Below are 20,208 nucleotides of genomic sequence, written 5' to 3'. Positions count from 1 at the left end.
TGGAGGTGCTGGTGTGGGACCTAGTAAAACGAAAGGTCGTCGGCTGCCCTTGCTTCCGCTAAGAGGGCTACTCGTTTATCCCAGCATGGTGCTTCACCTTGATGTGGGTAGGGACAAATCGGTTCGGGCGTTAGAGCGCTCGATGGTCGAAGATCATATGATATTGCTTTGTTCACAGTCTGAAGTGAACATTGAGGAGCCGACAGAGGAAGATATATATAAAGTCGGCACTATTGCGAAAGTAAGGCAAATGCTGAAGCTGCCTAATGGCACGATCCGCGTATTGGTGGAGGGTGTCTCGCGCGCGGAGATATTGGATTATTTGCCGAACGACGAGTTTTATGAGGTATCCGTAAAAGAATTGCCGGAGCAGGAGACGGATGATCCTGAGGTAGACGCCCTTATGCGCTCCGTCTTAAATCAATTCGAGCATTATATTTCTTTATCGAAGAAGGTTACGCCCGAAACGTATGCGGCAGTATCCGACATCGATGATCCGGGCAGGCTCGCGGATGTGATTACGAGCCATTTGTCTCTCAAAATCAAGGATAAGCAGGATATCCTTGAAACGGTTGATGTGGGGGAGCGCCTTGAGAAACTGCTCGATATTCTCAATAACGAGCGTGAGGTGCTTGAGCTTGAGCGCAAAATTAACCAACGCGTCAAGAAGCAAATGGAAAAAACGCAGAAGGAATATTATTTGCGCGAGCAAATGAAGGCGATCCAAAAAGAGCTTGGCGAGAAGGAAGGCCGTGCAGGAGAGGTCGAGGAGCTGCGGTCGCAGCTTGCTGAGTCGGGCGTTCCTGAGCTGGTGAAGGAGAAGATCGAGAAGGAAATCGATCGGCTTGAGAAGATGCCTTCCACTTCAGCAGAGGGCGGCGTCATTCGCAATTATATCGATTGGCTCCTATCTTTGCCATGGAACAAGACGACGGCTGATGATTTAAGCTTGAGCAAGGCAGAAGCGATTCTTAATGATGATCATTACGGCCTTGAGAAGCCTAAGGAGCGGGTGCTTGAATATTTAGCCGTACAACAGCTCGTCAAGCAGCTGAAGGGTCCAATCCTCTGCTTGGTAGGGCCGCCCGGCGTCGGCAAAACCTCGCTCGCTCGTTCTATCGCGAAGTCGCTTGGCCGCAAGTTTGTGCGTATCTCGCTTGGCGGCGTACGTGATGAAGCCGAAATTCGCGGTCACCGTCGTACCTATGTAGGGGCAATGCCAGGCAGAATCATTCAAGGCATGAAGACGGCTGGCTCTTCAAATCCGGTATTTTTGCTTGATGAGATCGATAAAATGGCAATGGATTTCCGTGGAGACCCGGCTTCGGCGCTGCTCGAGGTGCTTGATCCGGAACAAAACAACACGTTCAGCGACCATTTTGTTGAAGTTCCTTTTGATTTATCCAACGTTATGTTCGTAACGACAGCCAATGCGCTGCACAATATTCCTCGTCCGCTCCTAGACCGGATGGAGGTCTTGTATATTCCCGGCTATACGGAGCTCGAGAAACTGCAAATCGGTAGGCGTTACCTGCTGCCTAAGCAGAAGAAAGAGCATGGTTTAACAGAGGAGCAGCTCTTGTTGACTGATGAGGTTCTGCTGCAGCTCGTTAGGGAATATACCCGCGAGTCCGGCGTACGTAATTTGGAGCAGCAAATAGCCGCAGTATGCCGTAAGTCGGCAAAGTATTTCGTAGCCAAAGAACAGACAGAAGAAGCAGAGCCGCTTGAGGTTACAAGCGAGCTGCTGAAAGAATGGCTTGGCCCCGCGAAGTTCCGTTACGGGCTTGCAGAAAGTGAAAATCAAATCGGCGCTGTGACCGGTCTAGCTTGGACCGAGGTTGGCGGTGACACGCTTGTTATTGAAGTTACAGTCATGCCGGGTAGCGGAAAGCTAACGTTAACTGGTAAACTAGGAGATGTGATGAAGGAATCGGCTCAAGCGGCATTCAGCTATACGCGCTCGAAAGCGATAGAGCTTGGCATTGATCCGAGCTTTCATGAGAAAAACGACATTCATATTCATATTCCCGAAGGTGCCATTCCAAAAGATGGCCCATCGGCCGGCATTACGATTGCAACAGCGCTTATTTCAGCTCTTACCAACCGCTATGTAAACAAGGAAGTAGCGATGACGGGAGAAATCACGCTTCGTGGCCGCGTGCTGCCGATAGGCGGTTTGAAAGAAAAATCGCTCGCCGCGCATCGCGCAGGCATTCGCACGATTCTGTTGCCGAAAGAAAATGAACGGGATTTAAGGGATATTCCCGACAGCGTACGTCATGATATGCAATTTTTTCCTGTCAGTCATATGGATGAAGTTCTGCAGCATGCGTTGCTTCCGGTTCAAACGGAGGAGAAGGCAGGTACAACGATTTTATGAAAATTACACAAGCTCAGTTCGTCATCAGCGCAGTAAAACCGCATCAATATCCAGAGGACGCCTTGCCAGAGATAGCTCTGGCAGGGCGTTCGAATGTAGGAAAATCTTCATTGATTAATAAACTTATTTTACGCAAAAACTTAGCCAGAACCAGTTCGCAGCCGGGGAAAACGCAGCAGCTGAACTATTACCGGGTTAATGACCTGATTTATTTGGTCGATTTTCCGGGCTACGGTTATGCAAAGGTGTCGAAGACGCAGCGTGTGCAGTTCGGTGAAATGATCGAGCGGTACATTCGCGACCGCGAGCCGCTTAAGCTGCAGCTGCTTGTAATCGACATTCGGCATGAGCCCTCACAACAGGATCAGCAAATGTATAAGTGGCTAAAGCACTATGAAATTCCAACCTGTATCGTCGCAACGAAGGCAGATAAGATTCCGAAGTCGAAATGGGACAAGCATATTAAGATGATAAAAAAGACGCTTGAAGCAGATCCGCGTGATTCGGTCGTTTTATTTTCTTCGGAATTGGGTATTGGAAGAGAACAGCTTTGGGATATCATTAACGAAGCGATTGCTACATGAGGTAGCAAGAGCAGCAAGTTCTTCTATAAAGCAGAGGATACAGTGAAAAAGTCGGCCTTCCTCGTGAATTCTACCGTTATTTTGTGGAATATGCGAGAATATCGGGGATGAACGGCAGGAATAAAATGTTCGGATCACGTATAATATACTTAAGCAACAAGACCAGTGTTACAAGACTAAAGCGTGCAAGTTCAAAGAATTGAGGAGATTTTTATGGCTAAGCGGCTAGCCACAGAGTATGTAAATGCCAAACTGCAATTGACGAATGAAGAGATGGCTGAATTTATCCGTTTATTCGAAGAGCAGCAAATTCACCTTCAGGTGTTGGTGCTCGACAATGGGAATCAGGAGCTCGTTCTCGAAGATGTAGCAGGGAGGGAAGAAGTCCGACTGACCTTTGAACGTCAACAAGACTATTATGTATGCGTACTATCTTGCCGTCTTGTGCAACCGAGGCTGACCAATGCTATGCGAAAAGCGCTATCTGCTTTCCGCGGCAACGCGATCGTCAACCGAATCTACAGTCATTATACGATGATCTATCATTATACGAATGGTTCCGTTCACCAAATTGTCGAAAGCTCCAAATCAGGTGACCGTGTCGTGTTCGAATTTAAGGACACGCTTGGACAGCTGGAGAGAGTTTTCCGCAGTCGACTGATCGAGCGTGAAATCGGCTTGCTCAGCAGCGCTGTCAATGAACTGCTTGATCTCCGCAACCAAACGAAGGAAGCGGACGAAATCGGTAAAATCGATGAGCGTCTAACCGATCTGACGAGAAAGCTCTTCATTTTGGAAGCATAAAGAAGAAGACAAATAGAGAGGCCGCTGCTGCGGCTTCTTTTTTTTATTTCCAATATATTTCAGCAAGGCGATGTGCAACATTCTTTGCGTTTCTGAAGTTAGTAGCAGGGTAAGGGAAAAAAGAAACAAACGAACAAACAAACCTAGAGTGATTAACAGGAGATGACAACAATGAATCAAACCAAACGTTTTAAACAGTTCGCAATCGGCATATCCTTTGCGATTGCATTATCATTGACGGCATGCAGCAATAAGGACGCTAATGCGGATCCCACACCCCCGCCAGCAACAGAGACGCCGAGTGAGCAGCCGGATACGGATACAACCGCTCAGCCGAGCGCAGAGCCGTCCGTGGAGCCAAGCAAGGAAGCGGAAAGCAATGATAGCCAAGACGAGGCTGGCGGGTCTGAGATCGGTGAGCTGATCGGTTCCATCTATGACCAAGCAAAGGAAGGCAAGATCCCCGGAATTGATTTTGCGGCCCATTCATCGCTTTATGATGATATCGAGAAAAAATGGGGCAAAGCAGATACCAATGAATCCGCCGGCAAAGGAATGTATGCAACTTACAAAGATAAGGGCGTTGCTTTTGGCTACAACAAGGGCATGATTGTGTTCGACGTAAGATCCTATGCAGACAGCCTCCATGCGATCACGCTAAAGAAGCTGGAAATTGCCCTTGGCACAGCGGATGAAAAAACGGTAAGCGGATCGGATTCGATTTATACGTACGAGGTCAACGAACAATTTCAGCTGAGATTCGTGATTCCCGAGGCGACAGGACAGGTGGATCATATATCTGTTTACAGCCCTGACGATACAAAAAATAATATGGCGGGGTGACAAAGGTCCCGTTGCGGGATAAGCTGCCGTGTCATACATTGAAAACGGGGCTGGCGCAATAAAACGAATTTTGGACTTTGAAAAAAAACTATTGCAATTATCTCCGATAGATGTTATTTTTATTCTCGTTGAAAAGATTGTTGATGTTAATAATAGGAACCAGGATTCACTCAGGACATAGTTATGTTGCGAGAGATTAATCCCTCGAGAAGTGAATGACGTAGGTCCTAGCGGATGAAATTTTTCAAACATTTTATTCCTAGGAAGGGGGAACCGGAAGATGGAATACTCAACTTTCGGAAGACACGTTGCTGTTGATACTTGGGGTGTAGACTTTGATCTACTGAACAGCGCTGAATTTTTGCAATCACACATGGTAGAGGCTGCTGAAGCATGTGGTGCTACTGTATTGTCGGTTCAAGCAAAACAATTCGATCCTCAAGGCGCAACGGTGCTCGTGCTGCTGTCGGAGAGTCACCTCTCGATTCATACGTATCCTGAGAGAGGCTTTGCTGCGCTAGACTGTTATACCTGCGGTGAAACTGTAGATCCTCAGCTTGCGATTGACTACATGCTCGCTGTACTGAAGCCAAAAGCGACCTATGCGAAGAAGCTTGTACGCGGTATGGGCGAACTGCAAGTGGAAGAGCCACAAATGAAACAAACTGAGCTCGTATAAGAGCTTTAAAACTTATTACTCATAGCGAAATAACCATGGATGAAATCCATGGTTATTTCTTTGCATGAAAAGGGAATAATGAGTCTGTACTTTTCAAACATTATTCATAAATGAACATTATCTGAAGGACTAACTATGCTATAATAATCGATAACATCAATGGTTGATTAGCATAAGAGAAGGAGGCAGGTGACCGCGCATGCACATTATCGCAGTAGGACTGAATTATCGAACGGCTCCCGTAGAAGTGAGAGAACAATTTGCGTTCGCGGAAAGGGATTTGCCGGAGGCATTGATACAGCTCATTCAGACACAAAGCATAATGGAATGTGTCATAGTAGCGACCTGCAATCGTACGGAGCTTTATGCGGTAGTTGACAGGCATCATCTATGCGGGCATTACATTCGCAGCTTTATGGAAAAATGGTTTAAGCTGCCACGTGAGCATTTCACTAACCATTTATATATGTACGAAGATGAGAAGGCGATCGATCATTTATTCCGGGTTACCAGCGGACTTGATTCGATGGTCATCGGCGAAACGCAAATTTTGGGCCAAGTGAAAAATGCTTTCCTGCTTGCACAGCAGCAGAAGACCACTGGCACTGTATTTAATATGCTGTTTAAACAAGCTGTTACGCTTGCTAAGCGCGCCCATTCCGAAACGTCGATCGGCGAATCGGCAGTTTCCGTCAGCTATGCCGCAGTCGAGCTTGGCAAACGTATTTTTGGGCAGTTCAATAAAAAAACAGTTATGGTTATCGGCGCGGGCGAGACTGGCGAGCTTACCGCTAAGCATTTGTACGCGAACGGCGCGGAGCGTGTTGTCGTCGTTAACCGGACGTATGAGCGGGCGACTCAGCTGGCTGACAAATTTAACGGCGTTGCTTGGTCCATGGAAGAAGCGGCCGAGCGGATGCATGAAGCGGATATTATCATTAGTTCAACAGGATCGGATGGCTATGTGCTATCGCGCCAACAAGTTGCGGCTGCCATGCAGCGCAGAAAAGCGAAGCCGCTCTTTATGATTGATATTGCGGTTCCGCGCGATTTGGATCCGTCGATTGCTGCAGTCGAGAACGTCTTCCTATATGATATCGATGATTTGGAAGGCATAGTGGAGAGCAACTTGGAACATCGCCGCCAGGAGGCAGCCAAGATCGAAGCCATGATTGCGGAGGAAATGGAATTATTTGAGCAGTGGTACAAAACGTTAGGCGTTGTTCCGCTTATCCGGTCGCTGCAAACCAAAGCAGCCGGCATACATGAGGAAACAATGAATAGCTTGACGAATAAGCTGCCTGACCTCGGCGAGCATGAACTTAAGGTTATCCGCAAGCTTACGAAGAGTATCGTGAACCAAATGATGCAAGACCCGATTTTGCGTATCAAAGAAATGGCCGGTGAGAAACGAGCAGACGAAGCGATGGACATGTTCGTTAAGCTGTTTGCACTGGAGGATGAGCTTGCTAAAACGCGTCAAGCGGAGCTTGAAGCGGCAACAGATACTGTCGCTGCAGCAAAAAAGAAAAATGTTCAACCCCATGCAGCTGCGGCGGTATTAGCACCTATTACAAGATAGAGGGCTGCAAGGTGGAGGAGCTATGGTGACGCAAAACTTTTTATATGATGCGATACTTTATATCTACGCCCTGAGCCTGCTGTTTTACTTCTCCGACTTTATGAATGCAAGTCGGAAAGCGAAACGGATGGGTACAGGGCTGCTTATTTTTGTTTGGGTATTACAGACTGGTTATTTGGTTTCCCGCATCGTCTCGCATTTACAAATGACCGCCGTAACGGCATTCGAATATTGGTTAGGATTTTCTTGGCTCTTAGTTACGATATCGTTAGTCATCAGCCGGTTTATCAAAATCGATTTCATCGTGTTTTTCGTTAATGTCGTTGGTTTTGCGGTGTTGGCACTGAATCTATACAGCAGTCCAGGTAACGGTCAATCGCTAGGGGTTTGGAAAACAACAAGAGAGCTGTTATACATTCATATCAGTCTTGTGCTATGCGCCTATGCAGCATTAACGATTGGAGCCCTATTCGCCGGCATGTACTTGTTCTTACATAATCAGTTAAAACGAAAGCGATGGACCAACTTCGTGCGCAGGCTGCCAAGCTTGGATTTGATTGAGCGCTATGGTGACCGGGCAGTGATTATTGGAGTTCCCTTGCTTGCCATGTCGCTTGCTATCGCAGTCACCTCATTGCTCGTTGAAGGTAGGGCCTCACTTCTGCTGGACTGGAAGGTGCTCTCTTCCTTTGGAACCTTGATCGTATATATCATTTACGTGTATCAGAGAGCCATGCTGAAGCGGCCTGGACTCCAGCTCGCCCGGTTGTACATCTTTTCATTCAGCTTGCTGCTGTTGAATTTATTTTCTAATTATTTATCGTCATTCCATTAACGGAACAATCGAATAAAGCACGGGAGGCACAGCTCCGATGAATGGTTTTTACCCGGTGGTTATGCAGCTTAGAGGCAGACGCTGCGTTGTCATCGGCGGCGGCGGCATTGCGGAGCGGAAGCTGCTTGGTCTGCTGGATGCCGGAGCAGATGATGTAAGGGTCATTAGCCCTTTGTTAACTCCAAAGATGGCAGAATTAGCGGCCGAAGGGAAGATTAGCAGCTGCCAGAGAGAATACGTGGATGGCGACCTGAGCGGAGCATGGCTGGTTTTCGCGGCAACAAATGACAAACGCGTAAATGCAGTCATCGCAGCTGCTGCGGAGCGGCTTGGCATTTTGGTCAATTCGGCGGATGAAGCAAGCAACGGCTCGTTTATTTCCCCCTCAACCTTGCGAAGAGGGGATTTACTGCTTTCTGTTACAGCATCTGGGGCAAGCCCAGCGCTATCTCAGCGGATTAAGAAGGAGCTTGCAGTGCAATATGGTTTGGAATACGAAGAAATAACTGCCCAGCTCCGCCGCTTACGCGAAACGGTTTTGAGCAAAGGAATGGATGAGCAGCAGAGACAGGCCGTACTGAAGCTTGCAGCCGAAGAAGCCATGCAGCATAAACGGTACAATAGGGACATCGAGGAGTGGCTGCAGAGCTTGCTTCATCGGATAGACAGGGGGCTTACATAATGGATAATAATCAAGGAAAACGCGTCATCGTTGTAGGGACGAGGCAAAGCGCGCTCGCATTGACGCAAACCGGGCAAGTGATAGACGAACTGAAACGGATTAGCGAAAAGCATGGCTTTGATTACACGTTTGAAGTGAAAAAGATCGTGACCAAGGGAGATCGTATTCTCGATGTCACATTGTCCAAGGTTGGCGGGAAAGGCTTGTTTGTAAAAGAAATCGAACAAGCGCTCGTGGATGGAAAGATCGATTTGGCGGTTCATAGCATGAAAGACATGCCTTACGAGCTGCCGGAGGGGTTAATGAACGGAGCGACTCCAAGGCGCGTTGATCCGAGAGACTGCCTCGTTACCCGCCAAGGCGGCGGGCTTGATGATTTGCCTCAAGGCGCGAGAGTGGGAACAAGCAGTCTTCGCCGCTCATGCCAGTTGAAAAACGCAAGGCCGGACCTGCAGTTGGAATCCATTCGCGGAAACATTGATTCCCGTATCCGAAAGCTGGAAACCGAAGGCTTCGACGCGGTTGTGCTTGCATCTGCAGGTCTAACGCGCATGGGCTGGCAGGATCGTATATCCGCGAACATACCCGTAGATGTATGCTTGCCTGCTGTCGGTCAAGGTGCGCTTGGCATAGAATGCCGTGAGAATGACCAGCAGATTCGTGAGCTGCTTGCGTTATTGAATGACAAGGAAACCGAGCTTACCGTTAGGGCAGAACGAAGCTTTTTAGGCTCACTGAACGGCGGTTGCCAGGTTCCTATTGGTGCATATTGCATCATGGGCGATGAGGTTGAGGGCCAAAACGGCATTCGAAATCTGACGATGACAGGAATGGTCGGCTCGCCTGACGGAGCAACGTTGCTGAAGGAAGTCATGCAGGGGACTGACCCTGAGCAGCTGGGCAAGGATGTTGCGGCGGCACTCGTAGCACGCGGTGCGGACCGCATTTTAGCTGAAATTGGGGGATGACAGACTTGGTCAAGGGAAAGGTATACTTGGTTGGCGCTGGACCGGGAGATCCAAAGCTGATCACGGTGCGAGGCCTGCAATGCTTAGAGGAATGTGACGTCGTCGTATACGACCGTTTGGCAAGCCCGAGATTGCTTCGCTATGTGAAGCCGGGGACGGAGCGGATCTATGTAGGAAAGCTGCCAGACCGGCATACGATGAAGCAGGAGGAAATTAATCAGCTTCTCGTGGACTTAGCGCTGCAGGGCAAGATTGTCACGCGCCTGAAAGGCGGCGATCCAACGATATTCGGACGCGTTGGAGAAGAAGCTGAGCTGCTCTATGATAACGGAATCGAGTTTGAGATCATACCGGGCATTACCTCTGCGATTGCCGTTCCTGCATATGCAGGGATCCCGGTTACACACCGTGACTTTGCTTCATCCTTGTCCATCATTACGGGCCATGAAAGCCCGGACAAGCTTGACCGTTCCATTCATTGGGATAAAGTAACAAATGCAACGGGAACGCTTATTTTTCTAATGGGCGTTGCCAAAATAGGATATATTGCCGATCAGCTTATGAAGCATGGCAAGCCGCCGCAAACGCCGGTAGCGCTTGTGCGCTGGGGTACCCGAGTGGAACAGCGTACCATTGTCGGGACGCTGGAAACGATCGAAGAGATCGTTAAAGCGGCTAATTTCCAACCTCCGGCCGTAATTGTCGTTGGCGAGGTTGTGCTTCAGCGTGAAAAGCTGAAATGGTATGAGAAGAAGCCGTTGTTCGGTCTGCGCGTGCTTGTAACGAGGGCTAGAGCGCAGGCGAGCGAGCTCGCGGATCAGATCGAAACGCTAGGCGGAGAGCCGTGCGAGTTTCCCGTCATTGAGACGATCGAGCCTTCCGCTCCCGATGTGGTTGAAGCCCTTCGCGAGAAGCTTGAGCTTGCTGAGCAATATAACTGGCTTATGTTCACCAGCGTGAATGGCGTAGAGTATTTCTTTGGCTGGCTTTGTAAATTCCAGATCGATATCAGAAGATTTTTTGGCGCAAAAATTGCAGCGGTAGGCCCCAAGACAGCGGCAGCATTAGCCGCTCGCGGTTTAATCGCCGAGGAGCTTCCGCTAAAATTCCATGCGGAAGGACTGCTTGAGCAGCTTCGGCCGCAGCTGAAGGCGGGAGAGCGAGTACTGCTGCCGCGAGGAGATCTTGCCCGCGAAGTCTTGCCGCGCGAGCTGAACGCCTTGGGCCTGCTTGCCACAGAAATAGATGTGTATGAAACCGTGCTTGCAGAACAGCAGGATGAACTGGCGCTGGAATGGATACTCGAAAAGGCGATTCATATGATCACTTTTACGAGCTCTTCTACCGTAACAAATTTGCTTGAAGTGTTAAGACGCAAAGGGATTACGAATCCAGTGGAGTTTCTTGCGGGTATACCGATTGCCAGCATGGGTCCCATAACGACAAAGACCGTAATCGCTGCAGGGCTAAAGGTAACCATCGAGCCGGAGGATTCAACATTGGACGGCCTTCTCCAGGCGATCGTTGATTATCAGCAAAAACAACTAGCAATAACGGTTAGGGAGGAATTATAAATGATGAGCTTTCCGACAGTCAGAAACCGCAGATTGCGCAAAACCTCCGCTCTTCGGAACCTGGTAAGGGAAACGGCGCTGAGCGTGAATGATTTTATTTATCCGATTTTCGTAACTCACGGTCAAAATATAAAAGATGAAATTCCGTCAATGCCTGGCGTTTATCATCTTTCGATGGATCTTTTGGAGCAAGAGATTCGCGAGGTTGTGGCAGCGGGCATCCAATCCGTACTGCTGTTCGGCCTTCCGGAACATAAGGATGCGCTGGGTACCTCGGCATATGCTTCGAACGGTATCGTTCAACAGGCCATTCGCGCTGTAAAAGAATGGGCGCCGGAGCTTGTGGTCGTTGCGGACACCTGCTTATGTCAATTTACCGATCACGGCCATTGCGGTATCGTTCATTTGCATGAAGAATCAGGGATAGCTGAAGTGGATAACGACTCATCCTTAGATTTGCTGGTACAGACCGCAGTGTCGCAAGCAGAAGCCGGCGCTGATATTATCGCGCCTTCGAATATGATGGACGGCTTCGTGCTCGCAATTCGTCAAGGGCTTGATGATGCAGGCTTCAGCGATGTTCCGATCATGTCGTATTCGGTGAAATTCGCTTCGGCCTACTATGGCCCTTTCCGGGACGCAGCCCATTCCGCGCCGCAATTCGGCGACCGCAAAACATATCAGATGGATCCGGCTAATGTGCGCGAGGCGCTGCGGGAAGCGGAGACAGACATTGCAGAGGGCGCGGACATGCTGATGGTAAAGCCTGCACTAGCCTATTTGGATATTTTGAGACTGTTGAAAGATAAATATAATTTGCCGGTTGTCGCTTATAACGTAAGCGCTGAGTACTCGATGGTAAAAGCAGCGGCCGCTAATGGCTGGATCGACGAGAAATCGATCGTATTAGAAACCCTGTTAGGCATGAAACGAGCTGGCGCCGATCTCATCATCACGTATCATGCAAAGGATGCAGCACGCTGGTTAAAGGGAGAGGTGTAGGCAGATGAATGATCATTCGAATCTTAGAAATGACGCACGCTCTGTTGCTGCATTCGCAAGAGCGAAGAAGGTTATACCTGGCGGTGTGAACAGCCCCGTTAGAGCTTTCAAATCGGTTGGTTTGAACCCTGTCTATATGGAACGAGGGCAAGGGAGCCGCATTTATGATATCGATGGCAACAGCTATATTGATTACGTAGCTTCATGGGGGCCGCTCATCATGGGTCATGCCCATCCGGAGGTCGTGGAAGCCATTAAACGGACGGCCGAGAAAGGGACAAGCTTTGGCGCCCCTACCGAGCTGGAAACGTTGATGGCCGAGCTCGTTTGCGAGCGTGTTCCTTCGGTGGATATTGTCCGCATGGTAAACTCGGGTACGGAAGCAACCATGAGTGCGTTAAGACTCGCGCGCGGATACACGAAGCGAAGCAAGATTTTGAAATTTGAAGGCTCGTACCACGGACATGCGGACAGCTTGCTGATCAAAGCAGGCTCAGGTGTTGCAACGCTTGGCCTGCCTGACAGCCCGGGTGTACCTGAGCACGTAGCTTCGCATACGATTACGGTGCCTTACAACGATATCGAATCGGTAAAGCTCGCTTTCGAGAAGTTTGGCGAAGAGATTGCATGCGTTATCGTTGAGCCGGTTGCCGGCAATATGGGCGTCGTTCCGCCATTGCCTGGTTTTCTGCAGGGACTTCGGGACGTAACGGAGAAGTACGGCACCGTTCTTATTTTTGACGAGGTAATGACTGGCTTCCGTGTAGGCTACAACTGTGCGCAAGGACTTTATGACATCCAGCCGGATCTCACCTGCTTCGGCAAGGTAATCGGCGGTGGCCTGCCTGTTGGGGCTTATGGCGGAAAGCGTGAGCTGATGGAGCTGATCGCGCCTAGCGGTCCTATATATCAAGCTGGTACTTTATCCGGTAATCCGCTTGCGATGGCTGCAGGCTATGCGACGCTTAGTCTGCTTACACCTCAGGTTTATGAGCAATTGGAACGCCAAGCGGTGAGACTGCAGCTTGGCTTTGAAGCGAATGCACGCAAGCATGGCATTCCGAACACGATCAATCGCGTGGGCTCGATGGTATGTCCGTTCTTCACCGATTCGACCGTCATTAACTTTGAATCTGCGAAAACCTCCGATCTCGAGCGATTTAAGGCTTATTTTGCATCGATGCTTGATTTGGGAGTTAGCGTGGCTCCTTCCCAGTTTGAGGGCATGTTCGTCTCTGGGGTTCATACGGATGAAGACATCGATGCTACGATCGAAGCGCATGATATCGCATTTAGCCGCTTGTAAGGCCAAGCGCAGCATAGGGTAGAGGATTGAGGCTCGTAAGTAAGCAGAAATCCGCTGCAGTAATTACAATTGGGAGGAAATGACATGCTTGATGGTCATATGAAGAGGAACGGGCAATGGCTGGAGCTAGACAGGACAGCTATGGCAGCTATTACCGCCTCTCCAACCATTGATCCCCATTCGGAAAAGGATCCGGCAGCTCTGCCGGAGCTTGCGCAGCCGCGGGCTGGCAGCCATCCGCATCTTGTGCGGCAGTGGCTGCTGGCCCGTTCCTATTTTCCGCAGAAGTGGATTAATCGGTTATTTTCGATCGGAGGCATACAGTGGAACGGGGAAATGCTTCAATTGCTGGCATTCCCGCCGGTTGATCCGCGCAGCGATGCTGCATACCGAAATATTCGGCCGCATGCGCACGAGGGAATGCCGACGGTACTTTATGAAGATGATTTCTGCATCGTGCTCGACAAGCCTGCCGGAATGGCCGTACACGGAACTGCTCCGGGACAAAGCGGCACCTTGGATGAAGCGGCAGCTAGACATCTTCTAAGTAAGGGAGATCCGCTAAATGTGCGTCACATCCATAGGCTTGATGATGATACTTCCGGCCCCGTTTTATATGCCAAAAATGACCTGGCCCAGTGGAAGCTTGACGAGGCGATGAGGGCAAAGGCAATTGATCGGCGTTATATCGCAGTGGTGCAAGGGCAGCTGTCCAAGCCTAGCGGTACGATTGATGCGCCGATTGGAAAGGACCGGCATCATCGCGCAAGACGGCGGGTTTCCGAGAATGGGGATCAAGCGATCAGTCATTACGAGGTGCTTGCCTCAAATGCCCAAATGTCGCTCATACAGGTAAAGCTGGAGACAGGCCGAACGCATCAAATCCGGGTTCATCTCAGCTATATCGGCCATCCGCTGGTCGGGGACGGCTTATATGGTGGCGATACAAGGCTGCTGAGCCATCAAGCGCTGCATGGGGAGAAGCTGGTATTTCCGCATCCTTGGACGGATTTACTTAAGGAAGTCTCTTCGCCTTGGCCGGAGTGGCTGACTGAGCTTTCAGAAAAGATACATCATCGTTCAAAATGATAGTCATGCTCCTGCCCAACCTACCATATAGATAAGTAGTGAATGTAATGTTAGACCAAGCATTCAGTATGAGAGGGGAGGACTGAGGCGTGTCGGATCAAACGAACGGATTACGCTTTGACGTGTATGAGCGCGTCCATTTGCCCGATGATGTTGCGGCAATTGACGAGCTGGAGGAAATTGAGCTTGTTCCCCGTATTCAGGTGATCGATCAGGGGGATCATGCCGTGCTTAGAGGGCAGCTTCTTTTGAGCGGGGTATATAGGAGTCAAAATGATTCCGAAAACTCGTTGACGCTGGAGCACTGGATTCCCGTCGAAATTACGCTGCCGATGAACCGAATATCACGACTGGACGATATTTCGATTGAAATCGATAATTTTGACGTCGATTTATTGTCCGCGCGCACCTTAAACATTACGGGCGTTTTATCCCTGCGCGGGATTTCTGCCCAGCCGGTTCAAGAGCATGAGGAGATCTGGCGCGAAGAGCCATTCACTGTCGTGCATCAGCGGGAAGCATTTGACGAACGCACAGCGGAGTTTTTTTACAACCAGAATGCCGCTAACGAACAGCCGTACATACTACCGGAAGAGCAACAATTTGCTGCGCAAGAAGAGATTCCATACCTGCAGCAGCCGGAATTGTCGGATGAGTCGGAAGCTACCGTTACGATCTCTTCTATAGCTTCCGAGTCAGGCTGGTCATCATCCCAGTTGTTCGCGACCCCGGGTCAGCAGGCAGAAGAAGAAGAGGCTGAGCTGGCTGACGAGCGGGAAATCACGTTAGCCTCTCAGCAAACCAGCAGCGAGGGCTGGCTTGCAACGTCCTCAACGTTTGCGAATGCCGCTCCGAACGTCGAGCAGAACGAATACGAGTTTATCGGTTCACAGCCAGCGTTTGATCAGGAGCGGGAGGAGCAGGAGTCGGAGCCGGAAGCAAACGAGCCGCCTCCATCGCCTTTTGCAGAAGCATTGCCGCCTCAAAGGATTGAACCTGAACCGGAGAAACAGGAGCTGCGGATTGCTCTTACAGGCAAGCAGCCTCAGGACGGAACGGGCTCGCCTGCCGATGTCGGTATTCTCACGCTGCTGCAGACGAGCAGGCGGGAGCAAGCGGTTCGCGAGGCTGCCGAGCAAGTGATCGCTCAGCAGCGGGCAGATGAACAAGCAAGGGTGCAAGCATCAGGAGACGAGATTGAGTGGAAAAACTTATTTCTTGGCAAACGCTCTGAGGATACGGAATTTCGAAAAATCAGAATGTGTATCGTGCAGCGGGATGAGACGCTCGACGTCATCGCCTCTAGGTACAGCTTAAATCCGAGAGAAATTCTAATTTATAACCGTTTGGATGATTCCGGCGTGTCGGAAGGACAGCTGCTTTACATTCCATAACGGTCAGGTAGGTCGGAAATGCCCTTATTGCTCAAAAAGTTGAGCGATAGGGGCATTTCTTGCGTTAGTTTGGTTGACTCAGCCGCATAACAAAGGTATGATTAAAGGTATATATGCGTTATAACGACGTTGAAGGGGAATAGTATGCAGCAAAGCCTTCAGAGAGTGGAACCGTTACGCTGAGAGGTTCCGCAGGAAGTGACTGCTACGAGTCGCCCCAGAGTTGCCTGAGCCAAGTAGGAGCAACCTGTGCTCTACCGAAGTCAGGCCGGCCGCAGCCGTTATCTGTTTGAGTGTCACGCGGATCTTGTTCGCGTGGAACAAAGGTGGTACCACGGAAGCTAAACCTTTCGTCCTTTATGATAAGGGCGGTAGGTTTTTTTTGTTTTTGTAGATCGATTTATGGAGGATGGAACGAATGTCAGAAAATCAAACGACAACTGCAATGCCGACAACTTATGATCCGAAGGCAGCTGAGCAGAAATGGTACGATTACTGGATGCAGGGAAAATTTTTCGAGGCAGGCAAACGTCCGGATGCAGAAACCTACACGATTGTCATACCGCCGCCTAACGTTACCGGAATGCTGCATATCGGTCATGCGTTAGATTTTACGCTGCAGGATATTTTGATCAGAACGAAGCGGATGCAGGGGTATGATGCGCTTTGGCTGCCTGGTACAGACCATGCGGGGATAGCGACTCAGACAAGAGTGGAGCAAAAGCTGCGAGAGCAAGGAATCTCTCGTTATGATCTAGGCCGTGAAGCATTCCTAGAGAAGGTGTGGGAGTGGAAGGAAGAGTACGCGAATACGATTCGTGACCAATGGGCGAAAATGGGCCTTTCCCTGGATTATTCAAGAGAGCGGTTTACGCTAGACGAAGGCCTTTCGAAGTCTGTTCGCGAGGTGTTTGTCCGTCTTTATGAGAAAGGTCTTATTTATCGCGGTAAAAAAATCATAAACTGGGATCCTGCCGCACGCACGGCGCTATCCGATATCGAGGTTGAGCATAAAGAGATTAACGGCCATTTGTATCATCTCAACTATCCGCTCAAAGACGGATCAGGCTTTATCACCGTAGCAACGACTCGGCCGGAGACGATGCTGGGAGACTCGGCGGTAGCCGTTCATCCCGAGGATGACCGCTATAAGCATTTGATTGGTCAAATGATCGTGCTTCCGGTTGTTGGGCGCGAAATCCCGATTATTGCCGATGAGTATGTAGATAAAGAATTTGGTTCAGGCGCTGTGAAAATAACGCCGGCGCATGACCCGAATGATTTTGAGGTTGGCGAGCGCCACAGCCTGCCGCAAATCATTGTCATGGACGAGACGGGAACGATGAATGCTGAAGCAGGACCGTATCAAGGCCTCGACCGCGCGGACTGCCGCAAGCAGCTCGTTAAGGATTTGCAGGAGCAAGGCGTATGCATTCGAATCGAAGATCATGTGCATCAGGTTGGACACAGCGAGCGCAGCGGCGCGGTAGTTGAGCCGTATCTTTCCACGCAATGGTTCGTAGCCATGAAGCCGCTGGCTGAAGCAGCGATCGCTGCCCAGAAGGCTGGTAAAGGCGTTAACTTCGTACCGGAGAGATTCGAGAAAATCTATTTGCATTGGATCGAAAACGTACGCGACTGGTGTATTTCCAGACAGCTGTGGTGGGGTCACCGGATTCCGGCTTGGTACGATGAAGCGACCGGCGAGATGCATGTATCCCGTGAGGACATGGCGGGAGATCACCTTAGCCAGGACAATGACGTGCTTGATACGTGGTTCAGCTCCGCGCTGTGGCCGTTCTCCACACTAGGCTGGCCGGAACAAACGGAGGATCTCAAGCGTTTTTATCCAACGGATGTGCTTGTAACAGGCTATGATATCATCTATTTCTGGGTGGCTCGGATGATCTTTACCGCGCTTGAGTTTACGGATCAGTCGCCGTTCAAGGATGTGCTGATTCACGGTCTCGTTCGCGACTCTGAAGGCCAGAAGATGTCGAAGTCGAAGGGCAATGGCGTTGATCCGCTTGAGGTTATTGAGAAATACGGCGCGGATGCGATGCGCTATATGATTTCTACAAGCAGCACACCGGGACAGGATTTGCGTTTCCGCTGGGAGAAGGTTGAGCAAGCGCGCAACTTTGCGAACAAGATATGGAATGCCTCACGCTTTGCGCTGATGAATCTAGAAGGCGTTGAAGCCGAGGATATTGATATTACGGTTAATCTTGGCACAGCAGATCGTTGGATTTTGCATCGCTTGAATGAAACCGTTCGTGATGTGACCCGTCTAATTGAGAGCTATGAATTTGGTGAAACCGGACGGATTTTGTATAACTTCATATGGGATGATCTCTGTGACTGGTATATTGAATTCGCTAAGCTTAGCCTTTACGGTACGGACGAAGCGGCTAAAAAGGCAACGCAATCGGTACTCGCGTACGTCCTTGACCGCACGCAGCGCCTGATTCACCCCTTCATGCCGTATATCAGTGAAGAGATTTGGCAGCATTTGCCTCATAAAGGCGACACGATCACGTTGGCTGAATGGCCTGTGTATGATACGGCGCTTGAAGCGCCGGATGCCGTTAAAGAGATGGAGCTGTTAATGGAAATGATCCGTGCGGTACGCAACATCCGTGCGGAAGTAAACGTGCCGATGAGCAAAAAGATTGAAATGCTGATCAAGCCCTCCAGTGAAGCGGAAGCCGCGATTATGTCCCGCAATGAAGAGTTCATTAAACGTTTCTGCGGTACTTCAAGTTTGGAGACAGGTCTGCATATCAGTGCCCCAGACAAAGCTATGACAGCTATCCTAACCGGAGCAGAGCTTTATTTGCCGCTTGCAGGTTTGATCGATATCGAACAAGAGATCGCCCGTCTCGAAAAGGAGCACCAGCATTTGAATGCTGAGGTGGAGCGGATTGAGAAGAAGCTTGGCAACGAAGGTTTTGTAGCGAAAGCACCGGCTAAAGTCATTGACGAAGAACGCGCCAAAATGAACGATTATGCAGACAAACGCGACAAAGTACTAGCTAGAATTGCGGAATTGCGCGGATAACGCTGCAAACGGAAGAAGGAACGATTAGGATGACGAATCAACAGATAGAGCAGCGGCCTGCAGGGCCGCTGCAATCCTACCGGGAAGCGGTGGATTGGATTACAGGGCTAATTCCGTTTGGTATTCGTCCAGGTCTTGAGCGGATTGAAAAGCTGATGGAGCTGCTGGAGAATCCACATCGCAGGCTGAAGTTTATTCACATTGCAGGAACGAACGGCAAAGGCTCGACATGCGCATATTTGACCAGCGTATTGCTGCGCAGCGGATACGACGTAGGAACCTTTACATCACCGTATATAACGAAATTCACGAATCGCTTTCAATATAACGGTATCGATATCGACGAAGAAACGCTTCTTAGGCTTGCGAATGAGCTGAAGCCTCATGTTGAGGCGCTTGCAGAAACGGAGCTTGGCTCGCCAACAATGTTTGAAGTATCGACCGCGCTTGCCATCCTTTTTTACGCGAAGGTTACTTATCCCGATTATGTCGTATGGGAGACAGGGCTTGGCGGACGGCTTGACGTGACGAATATCGTACAGCCGGTTGTTACGGTAATTACGAATATCGGTCATGATCATATGGATCGGCTGGGCGATACAATCGCAGCAGTTGCCAGCGAAAAGGCCGGCATTATCAAAGCAGGCATACCGGTCATTAGTGCGGTGGCACAGCCTGAGGCGATTGACGTGATTAAGCGTGTCGCTGCGGATAAGAAAAGCACGCTCTACCTGCTTGGTGAGCAATTCCATGAAACTGCGCTGTCGGTTCAGGAAAATGAACAAACCTTCCGTTTCGATAATTTATTCCGAAGCATTGAGCCGTTAACGATTACGCTGAACGGCGCGCATCAACGAACGAATGCAGCCGTAGCGGTTATGACCCTTGAGGTGCTGCGTCAGTACAATGCGCTTGTTGTTGAGGATGAAATTTTAGCTGAAGGACTTAAGGCAGCCGCATGGCCGGGACGTCTGGAAATGGTATCTCAGCAGCCTCGTATTCTTATTGACGGCGCACACAATCCAGAAGGCGCAGAATCGCTGGCGGATGCGCTAAAAAACACTTACAAGTATGATCGTTTGCATCTTATGATGGGTATGCTGGAGAATAAGAATCATCAGGATGTACTTAAGCATATACTACCAATAGTGGATACGCTTATTGTGACCGAGCCTGATTTCCGAATGAAAAAAGATGCCCCAGCTTTAGCTGATTTGGTCAATGAAATGCGGCAGCAGCAGCCTGATAAGTATGATTTCGAGCTTGTAGTGGAACAGAATTGGCATACAGCATTACAAAAACTACAACAGTTAACCGGGGAAACAGACCTTGGGGTCGTAACAGGCACGCTTTATTTAATAGCTGACGTTCGCTCCCGCATTTTGTATAACTCGGATTCTGAAAAAGGTTGGTGAACCGTCT

16 protein-coding genes and 1 other annotated feature are annotated in these 20,208 nt (G+C 49.8%); all 16 genes read left to right on the top strand.

Translation table 11 applies throughout. The features are described from left to right. Positions 1 to 13 precede the first annotated feature (13 nt). Positions 14 to 2,383 (top strand): endopeptidase La, encoded by a 2,370-nt coding sequence (gene lon / locus RCO25_RS23465; protein ID WP_308998553.1) that lies wholly within the window; start codon positions 14 to 16, stop codon positions 2,381 to 2,383. Next, a complete protein-coding gene (gene yihA, locus RCO25_RS23460) occupies positions 2,380 to 2,967 on the top strand; it encodes a ribosome biogenesis GTP-binding protein YihA/YsxC (RefSeq protein WP_169082764.1) in 588 nt (195 codons plus the stop codon). Before lon ends, yihA begins: the two co-directional genes overlap by 4 nt. A gap of 213 nt (positions 2,968 to 3,180) precedes the next feature. Continuing rightward, positions 3,181 to 3,771 carry a non-ribosomal peptide synthetase module gene (locus RCO25_RS23455; protein WP_308998552.1) on the top strand — a complete coding sequence of 197 codons (591 nt, stop codon included), beginning with the start codon at positions 3,181 to 3,183 and terminating at the stop codon, positions 3,769 to 3,771. 171 nt (positions 3,772 to 3,942) lie between these two features. Continuing rightward, a complete protein-coding gene (locus RCO25_RS23450) occupies positions 3,943 to 4,614 on the top strand; it encodes a YjgB family protein (protein WP_308998551.1) in 672 nt (223 codons plus the stop codon). Between the two features lie 280 nt (positions 4,615 to 4,894). Beyond that, entirely contained in the window at positions 4,895 to 5,293 is a 399-nt protein-coding gene (speD, locus tag RCO25_RS23445; RefSeq protein ID WP_138752416.1) for an adenosylmethionine decarboxylase, read from the top strand. Positions 5,294 to 5,492: 199 nt separating this feature from the next. Next, positions 5,493 to 6,875, top strand: a complete 1,383-nt coding sequence (gene hemA / locus RCO25_RS23440) for a glutamyl-tRNA reductase (RefSeq protein WP_308998550.1) — start codon at positions 5,493 to 5,495, stop codon at positions 6,873 to 6,875. Between the two features lie 22 nt (positions 6,876 to 6,897). Further along, positions 6,898 to 7,710 carry a cytochrome c biogenesis protein CcsA gene (ccsA, locus tag RCO25_RS23435; RefSeq protein ID WP_308998549.1) on the top strand — a complete coding sequence of 271 codons (813 nt, stop codon included), beginning with the start codon at positions 6,898 to 6,900 and terminating at the stop codon, positions 7,708 to 7,710. A 37-nt stretch (positions 7,711 to 7,747) separates the two neighbouring features. After that, complete coding sequence (locus tag RCO25_RS23430; RefSeq protein ID WP_308998548.1) at positions 7,748 to 8,392, top strand: precorrin-2 dehydrogenase/sirohydrochlorin ferrochelatase family protein; 645 nt, start codon at positions 7,748 to 7,750, stop codon at positions 8,390 to 8,392. Continuing rightward, complete coding sequence (gene hemC / locus RCO25_RS23425; protein ID WP_308998547.1) at positions 8,392 to 9,360, top strand: hydroxymethylbilane synthase; 969 nt, start codon at positions 8,392 to 8,394, stop codon at positions 9,358 to 9,360. The genes RCO25_RS23430 and hemC overlap by 1 nt, the downstream gene beginning before the upstream one ends. Before the next feature lie 5 nt (positions 9,361 to 9,365). Continuing rightward, a complete protein-coding gene (gene cobA / locus RCO25_RS23420; RefSeq protein ID WP_308998546.1) occupies positions 9,366 to 10,934 on the top strand; it encodes a uroporphyrinogen-III C-methyltransferase in 1,569 nt (522 codons plus the stop codon). 3 nt (positions 10,935 to 10,937) lie between these two features. After that, complete coding sequence (hemB, locus tag RCO25_RS23415; protein WP_308998560.1) at positions 10,938 to 11,936, top strand: porphobilinogen synthase; 999 nt, start codon at positions 10,938 to 10,940, stop codon at positions 11,934 to 11,936. 4 nt (positions 11,937 to 11,940) lie between these two features. Then, positions 11,941 to 13,242: a glutamate-1-semialdehyde 2,1-aminomutase gene (hemL, locus tag RCO25_RS23410; RefSeq protein ID WP_308998545.1), complete on the top strand. Its 1,302-nt coding sequence runs from the start codon at positions 11,941 to 11,943 to the stop codon at positions 13,240 to 13,242. Positions 13,243 to 13,326: 84 nt separating this feature from the next. Further along, positions 13,327 to 14,331, top strand: a complete 1,005-nt coding sequence (locus RCO25_RS23405; protein ID WP_308998544.1) for an RluA family pseudouridine synthase — start codon at positions 13,327 to 13,329, stop codon at positions 14,329 to 14,331. An 89-nt stretch (positions 14,332 to 14,420) separates the two neighbouring features. Further along, positions 14,421 to 15,725: a LysM peptidoglycan-binding domain-containing protein gene (locus RCO25_RS23400; protein WP_308998543.1), complete on the top strand. Its 1,305-nt coding sequence runs from the start codon at positions 14,421 to 14,423 to the stop codon at positions 15,723 to 15,725. Positions 15,726 to 15,845: 120 nt separating this feature from the next. Further along, positions 15,846 to 16,086 (top strand) — a binding site (T-box leader). A 57-nt stretch (positions 16,087 to 16,143) separates the two neighbouring features. Further along, complete coding sequence (locus RCO25_RS23395; protein WP_308998542.1) at positions 16,144 to 18,786, top strand: valine--tRNA ligase; 2,643 nt, start codon at positions 16,144 to 16,146, stop codon at positions 18,784 to 18,786. 29 nt (positions 18,787 to 18,815) lie between these two features. Then, positions 18,816 to 20,201, top strand: a complete 1,386-nt coding sequence (locus RCO25_RS23390; RefSeq protein ID WP_308998541.1) for a bifunctional folylpolyglutamate synthase/dihydrofolate synthase — start codon at positions 18,816 to 18,818, stop codon at positions 20,199 to 20,201. Positions 20,202 to 20,208: the final 7 nt, after the last annotated feature.

The organism is Paenibacillus sp. LHD-38, assembly GCF_031157315.1.
In the GTDB taxonomy this organism is placed as follows: Bacteria; Bacillota; Bacilli; order Paenibacillales; family Paenibacillaceae; genus Pristimantibacillus.
This window is presented reverse-complemented; position numbering and strand designations above follow the sequence as displayed.